The following is a 12,970-nucleotide window of genomic DNA, read 5'->3' on the forward strand; positions in this document are numbered from 1 at the left end:
CGAACACCGAGTGCACCGCCGACCGCGCCGCGGGCTCCGCCAGCCCGGGATACACCTCCCGCACCACCCCCACCCACAGCTCCACATACTGCCGCTGCAGCTGCCGCACGAGCTTGCGGTCACTGTCCCGGAGGCGGTCCAGCTCACGGTCGTGCAGGGTGATCAGAGGACGGTCGTCGAGCGCGAAGTCGATGTGCCCCTCGATGAGCGAGTCGAGGACCGCCTCAGGGTCCCCGTCCGACTCCGCCACCCGCCGCTTGCCGCCGGTCAGCAGCTGCCCGCTGATCCCCACCAGCAGCTCCGCGAGCATCGCGTCCTTGCCCGCGAAGTGCCGGTAGAGACCGGGGCCGCTGATACCGACGGCGGCCCCTATCTCGTCGACACCGACCCCGTGGAAGCCGCGCTCGGCGAACAGCCGGGCGGCCTCCTTGAGGATCTGCTCGCGGCGGGTGAGGGCGTCGGTTCTCGTGGCCATGGGAGCAATTCTAGACAGGGAGGTTAGCGGTCGTTAACCTGGAGGAAATGCGTTAACGCTCATTAACAAGTGAGGGGACCGCAGGATGGACCAGGCACCGGAGCTGACGACCGCGGAAGACCCCGCGTCGGAGGCCTGGCGGGCCAACGAGGCGGCGCACCGCGCCCTGGGCGAGGAGCTGCGCGCCAAGCTGGCCGCCGCCCGCCTCGGCGGCGGCGAGAAGGCACGGACGCGCCACACCGCGCGCGGAAAGCTGCTGCCCCGCGACCGCGTCGACACACTCCTCGACCCCGGCTCCCCCTTCCTGGAGCTGGCCCCACTGGCGGCCGACGGGATGTACGACGGACAGGCCCCGGCCGCCGGAGTCATCGCCGGCATCGGCCGGGTCAGCGGCCGCGAGTGCGTGATCGTCGCGAACGACGCCACCGTCAAGGGCGGCACGTACTACCCGATGACGGTGAAGAAGCACCTGCGCGCCCAGGAGGTGGCCCTGGAGAACCGCCTCCCCTGCGTCTACCTCGTCGACTCCGGCGGCGCCTTCCTCCCCATGCAGGACGAGGTCTTCCCCGACCGCGAGCACTTCGGGCGCATCTTCTACAACCAGGCCCGTATGTCGGGCGCCGGGATCCCGCAGATCGCCGCCGTCCTCGGGTCCTGCACGGCCGGTGGCGCGTATGTGCCCGCGATGAGCGACGAGGCCGTGATCGTGCGCGGCCAGGGCACGATCTTCCTCGGCGGCCCGCCCCTGGTGAAGGCCGCGACCGGCGAGGTCGTCACCGCCGAGGAGCTCGGGGGCGGCGAGGTCCACGCGCGTGTGTCGGGTGTCACGGACCACCTCGCGGAGGACGACGCGCACGCGTTGCGGATCGTCCGGACCATCGTCTCCACGCTCCCCGCGCGCGGGCCCCTGCCCTGGCCGGTCGAGCCGTCCGTCGAGCCGAAGGCGGACCCGTACGGGCTCTACGGCGCCGTACCGGTCGACTCCCGCACCCCGTACGACGTACGCGAGGTCATCGCGCGCGTGGTGGACGGCTCCCGCTTCGCCGAGTTCAAGGCGGAGTTCGGGCAGACCCTCGTCACCGGCTTCGCGCGCGTCCACGGCCACCCGGTGGGGATCGTCGCCAACAACGGCATCCTGTTCTCCGAGTCGGCCCAGAAGGGCGCCCACTTCATCGAGCTCTGCGACCAGCGCGGCATCCCGCTGGTGTTCCTGCAGAACATCTCGGGCTTCATGGTCGGACGGGACTACGAGGCCGGCGGTATCGCCAAGCACGGCGCCAAGATGGTCACGGCGGTGGCCTGCACGCGCGTACCCAAGCTGACGGTGGTGATCGGCGGCTCGTACGGCGCGGGCAACTACTCGATGTGCGGCCGGGCGTACTCACCGCGCTTCCTGTGGATGTGGCCGGGCGCCAAGATCTCCGTGATGGGCGGCGAGCAGGCCGCATCGGTCCTCGCGACCGTCAAGCGCGACCAGCTTCAGGCGCGGGGCGAGGACTGGCCGGCTCAGGAAGAGGAGGCCTTCAAGGCCCCGATCCGCGCCCAGTACGAGCACCAGGGGAACGCCTACTACGCGACGGCCCGCCTCTGGGACGACGGCGTGATCGACCCGCTGGAGACCCGTCAGGTACTGGGCCTGGCCCTGACCGCGTGCGCCAACGCGCCGCTCGCCCAGAAGGACCACGCGGCGCCCGGCTTCGGCGTCTTCCGGATGTAGGGGGAGGGACTCCTGACGATGTCGACGATGTTCGAGACAGTGCTTGTGGCCAACCGGGGCGAGATCGCCGTACGGGTCATCCGCACGCTCCGGGCGCTGGGCGTGCGCTCGGTGGCCGTCTTCTCCGACGCCGACGCGGACGCCCGCCACGTACGGGAGGCCGACACGGCGGTACGCATCGGCCCGCCGCCGGCCGCCGAGAGCTATCTCTCCGCGGACCGGCTGCTTCAGGCCGCCGCGCGGACGGGCGCGCAGGCGGTGCATCCCGGGTACGGCTTCCTCGCGGAGAACGCGGACTTCGCGCGCGCGTGCGCCGGGGCCGGGCTGGTCTTCATCGGACCGCCGGCGGACGCGATCTCCCTCATGGGCGACAAGATCCGCGCCAAGGAGACCGTACGGGCGGCCGGGGTGCCGGTCGTCCCGGGGTCGAGCGGCAGCGGGCTCACCGACGCGGAGCTGGCCGCCGCCGCCCGGGAGATCGGCATGCCGGTGCTGCTGAAGCCGAGCGCGGGCGGAGGCGGCAAGGGCATGCGCCTCGTCCGGGACACCGCCGTCCTGGCCGACGAGATCGCCGCGGCACGCCGCGAGGCCCGCGCCTCCTTCGGTGACGACACGCTCCTGGTCGAGCGCTGGATCGACCGCCCCCGGCACATCGAGATCCAGGTCCTGGCCGACGGCCACGGCAACGTGGTGCACCTGGGCGAGCGCGAGTGCTCCCTCCAGCGCCGCCACCAGAAGATCATCGAGGAGGCGCCCTCGGTCCTCCTCGACGAGGCGACCCGCGCGGCCATGGGCGAGGCGGCGGTCCAGGCGGCCCGCTCCTGCGGCTACCGGGGCGCGGGCACGGTGGAGTTCATCGTCCCGGGCGGCGACCCCTCCTCGTACTACTTCATGGAGATGAACACCCGCCTCCAGGTCGAGCACCCGGTGACCGAGCTGGTCACGGGCCTGGACCTGGTGGAGTGGCAACTGCGGGTGGCGGCGGACGAGAAGCTCGCCTTCGGCCAGGAGAACATCGCCCTCTCCGGACACGCGATCGAGGCCCGCCTCTGCGCCGAGACCGTGTCCGTCAAGGAGGGCGCGCGCGGGTTCCTGCCGTCGGGCGGCACGGTGCTGATGCTGAGGGAGCCGTCCGGCCCCGGCGTACGCACCGACTCGGGCCTGAGCGAGGGCACCGAGGTGGGCAGCCTCTACGACCCGATGCTCTCCAAGGTCATCGCCCACGGCCCCGACCGCGCGACCGCCCTGCGCAAGCTGCGCGCCGCCCTCGCGGAGACGGTCACCCTGGGCGTGCAGACCAACGCCGGGTTCCTGCGCCGGCTGCTGGCCCATCCGGCGGTGGTGGCGGGCGAGCTGGACACGGGGCTGGTGGAGCGGGAGGTCGACGGGCTGGTCCCGGGCGAGGTCCCCGTGGAGGTGTACGAGGCGGCGGCGGCCGTACGGCTCGACGCGCTGAGGCCGTCGGGCGGGGGCTGGACGGATCCTTTCTCGGTGCCGAGCGGATGGCGGCTGGGGGGCGAGCCTGCCCCACTGGCTTTCGACCTGCGCGTGACGGGACTTGAACCCGTCACTCACACCCCCCGCGGTACCCACACCGTCACCGACACCCAGGTGTCCGTGACCCTGGACGGCGTCCGCCACACGTTCCACCGGGCCGCCGACTGGCTGGGCCGCGACGGCGACGCCTGGCACGTACGCGACCACGACCCGGTGGCCGCGTCACTCACCCGCGCGGCGCACGCGGGCGCCGACTCGCTCACCGCGCCCATGCCCGGCACGGTGACGGTCGTGAAGGTCGCCGTCGGCGACGAGGTGACCGCCGGTCAGAGCCTGCTGGTCGTCGAGGCGATGAAGATGGAGCACGTCATCTCCGCCCCGCACGCCGGCACGGTCGCCGAACTGGACGTCGCCCCGGGCACCACGGTCGCCATGGACCAGGTGCTCGCCGTGATCGCACCCCACGAGGAGGCGGCGGAATGACCGTCCAAGGGCTCCCCATGGCCGTACCCGCCCGGGACCTGCCCGCCCGCGTCCGCATCCACGAGGTGGGCGCGAGGGACGGTCTCCAGAACGAGAAGGCCACGGTCCCGACGGAGATCAAGGCGGAGTTCATCCGCCGACTGGCCGACGCGGGCCTGACGACCATCGAGGCGACGAGCTTCGTCCACCCCAGGTGGGTGCCTCAACTGGCCGACGCCGAGCAGCTGTTCCCCCTCGTCGGCGACCTCCCGGTGGCGCTCCCGGTCCTCGTCCCGAACGAGCGGGGCCTGGACCGGGCCCTCGCGCTGGGCGCGCGCCGCGTGGCCGTGTTCGCCAGCGCCACGGAGTCCTTCGCGAAGGCCAACCTGAACCGCACGGTGGACGAGGCGCTGGCCATGTTCGAGCCGGTGGTGGCGCGGGCGAAGGCGGCGGACGTCCATGTACGCGGCTATCTCTCCATGTGCTTCGGCGACCCCTGGGAGGGCCCGGTCCCGCTGGAGCAGGTCGTACGGGTCTGCCGGGCGCTCCTCGACATGGGCTGCGACGAGCTGAGCCTCGGCGACACGATCGGCGTGGCCACCCCGGGGCACGTACTGAGGCTGCTGACCGCGCTCAACGAGCAGGGCGTGCCCACGAGCACCCTGGGTGTCCACTTCCACGACACCTACGGCCAGGCCCTCGCCAACACGCTCGCCGCCCTCCAGCACGGCGTCACGACCGTGGACGCCTCCGCCGGCGGCCTGGGCGGCTGCCCGTACGCGAAGAGCGCCACCGGCAACCTCGCCACCGAAGACCTCGTGTGGATGCTGCGGGGCCTCGGCATCGACACGGGTGTGGACCTGGACCGTCTCACCGCCACGAGCGAGTGGATGGCCGCCCGACTGGGCCGACCCAGCCCGTCCCGCACCGTCCGAGCCCTGTCCCACGAAGACTCCGAATACTCCGAAGACTCCCACAAGGAGCGGTGACCCACGATGGACCACAAGCTCTCCCCCGAACTGGAAGAACTCCGCCGCACGGTGGAGGAGTTCGCGCACGACGTGATCGCCCCGAAGATCGGCGACTTCTACGAACGCCACGAGTTCCCGTACGAGATCGTGCGCGAGATGGGCCGCATGGGGCTCTTCGGGCTGCCGTTCCCGGAGGAGTACGGCGGCATGGGCGGCGACTACCTGGCGCTGGGCCTCGCCCTGGAGGAACTGGCCCGTGTGGACTCCTCGGTGGCCATCACCCTGGAGGCGGGCGTCTCGCTCGGCGCGATGCCGATCCACCTGTACGGCACGGAGGCGCAGAAGCGGGAGTGGCTGCCGCGCCTGTGCTCGGGCGAGATGCTGGGCGCCTTCGGCCTCACGGAACCGGACGGCGGCAGCGACGCCGGCGCCACCCGCACGACAGCCCGCCTGGACGAGTCGACGAACGAGTGGGTGATCAACGGCACGAAGTGCTTCATCACCAACTCGGGCACGGACATCACGGGCCTGGTGACGGTGACGGCGGTGACGGGCCGCAAGCCGGACGGCAAGCCCCTGATCTCCTCGATCATCGTCCCGTCCGGCACCCCGGGCTTCACGGTCGCGGCACCGTACTCGAAGGTGGGCTGGAACGCCTCGGACACCCGCGAGCTCTCGTTCTCGGACGTCCGGGTCCCCGCGGCCAACCTCCTGGGCGAGGAGGGCCGCGGCTACGCGCAGTTCCTGCGGATACTCGACGAGGGCCGCATCGCGATCTCGGCCCTGGCGACGGGCCTGGCGCAGGGCTGCGTGGACGAGTCGGTGAAGTACGCGAAGGAGCGCCAGGCCTTCGGCCGCCCGATCGGCGCCAACCAGGCCATCCAGTTCAAGCTCGCCGACATGGAGATGAAGGCGCACACGGCACGCCTGGCCTGGCGCGACGCGGCGAGCCGCCTGGTGTCCGGGGAACCCTTCAAGAAGGAGGCGGCCCTGGCCAAGCTGTATTCGTCGACGATCGCGGTGGACAACGCCCGCGACGCCACCCAGATCCACGGCGGCTACGGCTTCATGAACGAGTACCCGGTGGCCCGCATGTGGCGCGACTCCAAGATCCTGGAGATCGGCGAGGGCACGAGCGAGGTCCAGCGGATGCTGATCGCACGGGAGCTGGGATTGGCGGGCTGACTGCCGCGGCACGGCAATCAGCTCCGGTTCACGGGCCGCCCGGAGTGAGGAGCCGTCCGTGAGTGAGATGCGGGGACGCCTCGCCGTGGCGGCTGACGCCGCCGTCGTGGATGTCATGGAGCACGACGGCGGCCTTCAGCAGCATCCGCCACGGCGACGGCCGGATCCGCACGACGGCCGGATCCGCCTCCGCGCCACCGCCTCCAGCCCCGTACGCATCCGTACCGCATCGACGTTCCCGGCCCCTCAAGGGAGCAAATCGAGCAAACGGACCAATACCTGCAATCTCCCATACGACCACGCCGAGAATGGTGGCCAAGACCTTCGAGACCTACTACGCCACGGGCGCGCCCTCACGGACCCTGTTCAAGCCCGCGGACGCGCTCGCGGTCGAGACCCAGACCCGCACGACGTTCGACGGCATGGGCCGCCCGACGGTGACCGAGCAGATCGCGGGCAACGGCGACGGCGGCGCGGTGCTCGGCACCACCCGCACCACGTACGGCGGTGACCGCACCACGGTCATCCCCCCGGAGGGCGGCACCGCGACCACCACCGTGACCGACGCCCGCGGGCGGACCACCGAGCTGCGCCAGCACCACACCCGGTCCGCGACCGCCGCGTACGACACCACCCGCTACGGATACACTCCGCGCGGCGAGCTGGAGAAGCTGACCGACCCGGCCGGCAACGTCTGGAGCTACACCTACGACCTGCTCGGCAACCTCAGGACCACTGTCGATCCGGACAAGGGCCCCAGCTCCACCGAGTACGACGACCGCGGTCAGGTCCTGTCCGTCTCCGACGACCGGACCACCGATCTCCACTACGTCCACGACGGGCTCGGCCGGCAGACCGAGTTGCGGGAGAACAGCGCCACCGGGACCCTGCGCGCCAAGTGGGTCTACGACACCATCAGCGGCGCGAAGGGCCACCTGGCCGAGTCCACCCGCTACGTCGGCTCCAACGCGTACACCAACAAGGTCGTCGCCTACGACCGGCTGTACCGCGTGCTGCGCTCGACCGTGACGATCCCCGCGAGCGAAGGAGCGCTCGCCGGTACGTATCTGTCAGCCACCGCGTACAACGTGGACGGCTCGGTGCGGACGACCGGCTCCCCGGCCGCCGGCGCCCTGCCCGCCACCACGGTGGCGTTCACCTACGAGGACCAGACCCAGCGGCCGATCGCGCTCAGCGGCAGCCAGGGAATCGACGCCACCACCAGCTACAGCCTCACCGGCAAGCCGCTGCAGCACGAGCTCTCCAACGACGGTGGCAAGAAGACCTGGGTGACCAACACCTACCAGTGGGGCACCCAGCGCCTGGCCACCTCCCGGGTGGACCGTCAGGACGTGCCGGGCGTCGACCGTCACAACACCTACGGCTACGACCAGACGGGCAACATCCTTTCCGTCTCGGACGTCTCCCGTTCCGGCACGGACACGCAGTGTTTCACGTACGACCATCTGCGCCGGATGACGACGGCGTGGACCCAGTCCACGACCACCTGTGCCGCGGCCCCCAGCGGGCAGACCGTCGGGGGCCCCGCGCCGTACTGGCACTCCTACACCTACGACAAGGTGGGCAACCGGCGTACCGAGACCCTGCACGACGTCACCGGTGACACGGCGAAGAACACCGTGCGCACCTATGACTACCCGGACCCGGGCAAGCCGCGTCCGCACGCCGTGAGCACCGTGACCCAGACCGGGCCGGGCGGCACCGCGCAGGACTCCTACGGCTACGACGTGGTCGGCAACACCGACACACGCACCCTCGCGGGCACGACCCAGAAGCTCGACTGGGACGCCGAAGGCCACCTGGTCAAGGTGACCAAGCCGGTCGAGGGCAAGCCGGACGACGTCACGGAGTACGTCTACGACGCCGCGGGCAACCGGCTCATCGCCCGCACGGCGAAGGAGAACACGCTCTACCTCGGCGCCACCCGGATCACCGTGGCCAAGGGCAGCACCACCGCCAAGGCCACCCGCACGCTGGACCTCGGCAGCGGGCACCAGGCCGTGATCGACGACGACGGGTCGGTCTCGTTCACCGTCGCCGACCACCAGGGATCAGGGCAGCTCGCGGTCGAGGCAGCCGACCAGCAGCTGACACAACGCCGCACGCTCCCCTTCGGCGGAATCCGCGGCACCAAGCCCAGCAGCTGGCCCGGTGTGCAGGGCTTCGTCGGCGGTGTGGACGACACCGAGTCCACCGGGTTGCAGCACCTGGGCGCGCGTGAGTACGACCCGGCGACCGGCCGGTTCATCTCGGTCGACCCTCTGCTCACCCCGGGCGACCCACAGGCGCTCAACGCCTACGCCTACAGCAACAACAGCCCGCTGACCTTCAGCGACCCCGACGGTCTGGGCTGCATCCACGGCGCGCCCGGCGGTGGGGCGGACGGCATCTGCGCGGGCGTCGAAGGCGACACCGACGGCGTCATCGACGGCAACTCCAACAACTGCCAGCGGACACAGTCCTGCTACGACACCGCGGTCGAGATGTCGCGGGAGGCCAAGAGGAACGGCACCTACGGCAAGAAGCCGATCGTCATCCAGCCCAAGGGTGACTCGATCACCATCCAGGGCGTCTACATCCCGACCCAGGCGGAACTCGCCGAGCACTTCCCGTATTACCACGAGCGCCTGGACTACCAGCACAACCTGCAGAACTGGGCGCGAGCCCGGTGCACGGGCCTGAACACCATGGGCTCGGAGTTCTGCTCCGCGGTGGGCAAGCTCGGCTGGTTCGGCGACCAGAACGGTCCGGGGATCCTGGAAGTCCTGGGCATCGACGACTACGTCGGCTGCGCCCAGGGCTCCGGCAGCGCCTGCAAGGCGGCGGCGATCGACGCGGGCATCGCGGTGGGCACCGGTCTGCTCGGCAAGGGCGCCAAGATCGTCTTCAAGGGCTTCAAGGCTGCCCTCAAGAAGTCGGACTCCGTACCCGTCCAGTGTCTCGTGGGAGGTGGTCGGCACAGCTTCACACCGGGCACGCACGTCCTGATGTCCGACGGGTCCACCAAGCGCATCGAGGACGTGGAGATCGGCGACGAGATCGTGGTCACCGACCCGGAGAGCGGCCGGACCACGACGCGGACCGTCGTCGCCACCATCGTCACGGAGGACGACAAGCACTTCGTCGACCTCACGGTCTCCCGAAAGGGCGCCCGCGGCACGGACTCGCTGACCTCCACGACGACCCACCCGTTCTGGTCCCCCTCCGAGGGCACCTGGGTCGACGCCGGAGACCTCGAGCGGGGCATGACGCTGCGCACCGTCGACGGCAGCACGGTGCAGGTCGAGCAGACCCACGAGTACCGCAGGCTTCAGCGCACGCACGACCTCACCATCGATGACATCCACACCTACTATGTCGTCGCCGGTACGACCCCGCTCCTCGTCCACAACGACGACGGCGGGTTCGACTGGGAAAAGGGTCTCGCGGAGATGAAGGAGAGCTGGGACTCCGGCGACCTGGACGACGACGGCAAGCACTCGCCGCGCGGCAACCAGGCCGAGAACAAGGAGTTCCGGGACGCACTGAAGAAGATCGAGGGCGAACTCGGGCGGGACGTCACCCCCGCCGAGCGGCGCATGCTGCACGACCGGATCACCGGCCGGGGCTACGGCTACCATCGCATCGTCGAGGAGGGCAGGGGGTTGTTCGGTGGCTGCTGAGACACGGGCCGACGAGATCGCCGCGATCCTGACGGGCGCGGTCGTCCGCTCCGTCGGCAGGGCCGCGGACATGGGAGTCGTCGAGTTCGACGGCCCCCGGGGCGAGACGGTCATGGCCCATCTGCAGTGCCCGTTCCGGATCGTGCAGGACGGCACCATCGTCCTGGGCTCCGCGGACATGCGGTACGCGCAGAAGGGCGCGGGCCCGAAGGCGTTCGAGGAGTTCCGCATGATCTTCGACGCCCGGGCCACCAAGCTCACCGCGATCCTCGGCGAACTCCACCCCACCGTCGACGACGTGACCGTCGGCGAGGCGGGTGAGCTCACCGTGAGCTGGGAGCCCGCGTTCCGGCTTGTGGCGTTCCCCGACTGCTCCGGGAGGATCGAAGCCTGGCGGGTGCTCGTCCGCGGGGGCGCTCACCACGGATTCCCGCCGGACACGATCTGACGGTCCGGCATTGCCACTCGGCCCCCTGCTCCGCGCCACTCGGGAGCAGGGGGCCGAGCCATGTGCTCATCCCCCGTGCCTGGGGCGACGCCCACGTGGGACCTCTTCGGCAATTGCCACGCACCCGCCCACCGGCCTTCGCCTTCGCGATACAACCTGCGACTTCACAACCCATACCCAGCGTGTAAACCCTGACCGCCTTCGATTCACAGGAAATTCAAAGGTTAGGGCGCACCCCAACCCGGGCACCCTGCCAACCGGAGCCACCCACTGGACACATGGTGAGGTTAGGCTAGCCTTACTTTCGAACTCGCCCTCGGGCGCTCACCCCCGTTCGAAAGTAGCCACACTCATGTCCAACGCCCGTGCCAGCCACCCGACCCGCCGCGGCATCCTCGCCGCGGGCGGCGCCCTGGGCCTCGGTGCCGTGCTCGCCGCCTGCGGAGACGAGGACGCCGACAGCAGCGGTTCGAGCGAGGAGACGGCCGCGGCGAAGTCCGGTTCCTGGTCCTTCAAGGACGACCGCGGCAAGACCGTGAAGGCGGACAGGGTCCCCACGAACATCGTCGCGTTCGTCGGTGTCGCCGCCGCACTGTACGACTATGGCATCGATGTCAAAGGCGTCTTCGGCCCGACGAGGGCGAAGGACGGCAAGGCCGATGTCCAGGCCGGTGACCTCGACATCAGCAAGGTGACCATCCTCGGCAACGAGTGGGGCCAGTTCAACATCGAGAAGTACGCGGCCCTCGCCCCCGACGCGCTCCTCACGACGATGTTCGACGACGCGGGCACCCTCTGGTATGTGCCCGAGGAGTCCAAGGACAAGATCCTCGCCGTCGGCGCCCCGAGCGTCGGCATCTCCGTCTACGACCGTCAGCTGACCGAGCCGCTGCAGCGCATGCTGGAGCTGGCCGAGTCCCTCGGCGCCGACGTGAAGGCCGAGAAGGTCACCGCCGCCAAGAAGCGCTTCGAGGACGCGGCCGCCCGGCTGCGCGCCGCCGCCAAGTCCAAGCCCGACATCAAGGTGCTGGCCGGCTCCGCCGCCCAGGACATCTTCTACGTCTCCGGCTCGAACCTCTCCATCGACCTGGAGTGCTTCAAGGCCCTCGGCGTGAACCTCGTCGAGCCCCCCGCCAAGGCCCTCAAGGCGAACGGCGGCTGGTTCGAGAACCTGAGCTGGGAGAACGTCGACAAGTACGGCGCGGACATCATCATGATGGACAACCGCTCCTCGGCCATCCAGCCCGCCGACATCACCGAGGCCACCTGGAAGAAGCTGCCCGCGGTGAAGGCGGGGCAGGTCATCGCGCGCGACCCGGAGCCGATTCTCTCCTACGACAAGTGCGTGCCGTTGCTCGAGAACCTCGCGGAGGCGATCGAGAAGGCGAAGAAGGTCTCGTAGGGCAAGCCCGGTGGGGAGCCACGGGTTCGTTCGGACTTGTGGCGCAGTTCCCCGCGCCCCTTACCAGTTGGGCGCGCCTCACGTGGATACGCGCCCTGACCAACCATCAGGAGACATGTGACTACCGCTGTGGCCGCCCCCTTCCGTTTCTTCTCCCTCCAGGTCGTACGGACGAGGCGGCTCGGGCCGTCTCTCGTGCGGGTCACGTTCGCCGGTGACGACCTGCGGGCCTTCCACTCCGACGGCAGGGACCAGTCCCTGTCCCTGTTCCTGCCGCACCCGGGCCGGCCCGAGCCCGTCGTCCCCGTCGAGCTGGGCGACGGCTGGTGGCAGGGCTGGCGGGAACTCCCGGACGACGTACGGGCCGTGATGCGCTCGTACACCCTCCGCGCCCTGCGCCGGGACGCGGACGGAGACACCGTCGAGGTCGACATCGACTTCGTGCTGCACGGCGTGGAGCCGGGGGCCGCCGTGCCCGCGGGTCCCGCCTCCCGCTGGGCGGACGGCGCCACCACCGGCGACCGCGTCCTGGTGCTCGGGCCGGCGGTCGCGGACAACCGGGCGATCCGCTTCCGTCCGCCCGAGGACACCGACCTGGTGCTGGTCTGGGCCGACGAGACGGCACTGCCCGCCGCCTCCGCGATCCTGGAGACCCTGTCGGCGGGCACCCGCGCCCGGGTCTGGCTGGAGGTCCACCACGCCGGGGACATCCAGGACCTCGCGACGGAGGCCGACGCCGAGATCACCTGGCTCGTACGAGGTGAGGGAGCCCCCTTGGCCCTGGACGCGATCCGGGACGCCCGACTGCCGTCCGCCGAGCGGCCATACGCCTGGATCGCGGGCGAGTCAGGGCGGGTGAAGGAGTTGCGCCGCCATCTCGTGCGCGAGCGCGGGATCGACAAGAGGCGGGTGACCTTCGTCGGTTACTGGCGCGAGGGGCTGACCGAGGAGCAGTTGCGCGAGCGAGGAGAGTGACGGCAGTCACGGGCGTAACGGGGTTTCAGGAGAGCTAGTCAGGTTAGCCTTACCTAAGTAAATCTGAGGGGCTGGAGGGCCGGAGGGCTCAAGGGCCGTCGCTCGGCAGCACGCCCGCGGCCTCCCCTCCCAGCTCTCCCCCACCTCTCCCTCCC

The 12,970-nt window shown here is 70.5% G+C and carries 10 protein-coding genes; 8 read left to right on the forward strand and 2 right to left on the reverse strand.

Going from position 1 to position 12,970, the window contains the following annotated elements; genetic code table 11:
• The coding region (locus FNH04_RS29120) for a TetR/AcrR family transcriptional regulator (protein WP_152788765.1) at positions 1–475 on the reverse strand (475 nt) is incomplete at its 3' end.
• Positions 476–560: 85 nt separating this feature from the next.
• Between FNH04_RS29120 and FNH04_RS29125 the strand changes: the two genes are divergently transcribed.
• Genes FNH04_RS29125 through FNH04_RS29140 form a run of 4 tightly spaced genes read left to right on the forward strand, consistent with a single transcriptional unit; the run spans position 561 to position 6,307 of the window.
• Entirely contained in the window at positions 561–2,192 is a 1,632-nt protein-coding gene (locus FNH04_RS29125; protein WP_152788766.1) for a carboxyl transferase domain-containing protein, read from the forward strand.
• Between the two features lie 27 nt (positions 2,193–2,219).
• Complete coding sequence (locus FNH04_RS29130; RefSeq protein WP_152788767.1) at positions 2,220–4,172, forward strand: acetyl/propionyl/methylcrotonyl-CoA carboxylase subunit alpha; 1,953 nt, start codon at positions 2,220–2,222, stop codon at positions 4,170–4,172.
• Positions 4,169–5,140, forward strand: coding sequence for a hydroxymethylglutaryl-CoA lyase (locus FNH04_RS29135; protein WP_152788768.1), 972 nt, complete (start codon positions 4,169–4,171; stop codon positions 5,138–5,140). Before FNH04_RS29130 ends, FNH04_RS29135 begins: the two co-directional genes overlap by 4 nt.
• 6 nt (positions 5,141–5,146) lie before the next feature.
• Positions 5,147–6,307, forward strand: coding sequence for an acyl-CoA dehydrogenase family protein (locus FNH04_RS29140; protein ID WP_152788769.1), 1,161 nt, complete (start codon positions 5,147–5,149; stop codon positions 6,305–6,307).
• A 28-nt stretch (positions 6,308–6,335) separates the two neighbouring features.
• Here the strand turns inward: FNH04_RS29140 and FNH04_RS48000 are convergent, their stop codons facing one another.
• The gene (locus FNH04_RS48000) at positions 6,336–6,479 is read right to left on the reverse strand and encodes a hypothetical protein (RefSeq protein WP_228031677.1); all 144 of its coding nucleotides are present in this window, start codon (positions 6,477–6,479) and stop codon (positions 6,336–6,338) included.
• 136 nt (positions 6,480–6,615) lie between these two features.
• Here FNH04_RS48000 and FNH04_RS29145 point away from each other — a divergent pair, with 136 nt between their 5' ends.
• The 4 genes from FNH04_RS29145 (at position 6,616) to FNH04_RS29160 (ending at position 12,815) form a co-directional block, all read left to right on the forward strand.
• Positions 6,616–9,990: a polymorphic toxin-type HINT domain-containing protein gene (locus FNH04_RS29145; protein WP_228031678.1), complete on the forward strand. Its 3,375-nt coding sequence runs from the start codon at positions 6,616–6,618 to the stop codon at positions 9,988–9,990.
• Positions 9,980–10,438 (forward strand): hypothetical protein, encoded by a 459-nt coding sequence (locus FNH04_RS29150; protein ID WP_152788771.1) that lies wholly within the window; start codon positions 9,980–9,982, stop codon positions 10,436–10,438. The genes FNH04_RS29145 and FNH04_RS29150 overlap by 11 nt, the downstream gene beginning before the upstream one ends.
• Before the next feature lie 352 nt (positions 10,439–10,790).
• The gene (locus FNH04_RS29155) at positions 10,791–11,840 is read left to right on the forward strand and encodes an ABC transporter substrate-binding protein (protein WP_152788772.1); all 1,050 of its coding nucleotides are present in this window, start codon (positions 10,791–10,793) and stop codon (positions 11,838–11,840) included.
• A gap of 117 nt (positions 11,841–11,957) precedes the next feature.
• Positions 11,958–12,815: a siderophore-interacting protein gene (locus FNH04_RS29160; RefSeq protein WP_322724156.1), complete on the forward strand. Its 858-nt coding sequence runs from the start codon at positions 11,958–11,960 to the stop codon at positions 12,813–12,815.
• Positions 12,816–12,970 lie beyond the last annotated feature (155 nt).

It is taken from the genome of Streptomyces phyllanthi (genome assembly GCF_009377205.1).
GTDB classification, from domain to species: Bacteria; Actinomycetota; Actinomycetes; order Streptomycetales; family Streptomycetaceae; genus Streptomyces; species Streptomyces phyllanthi.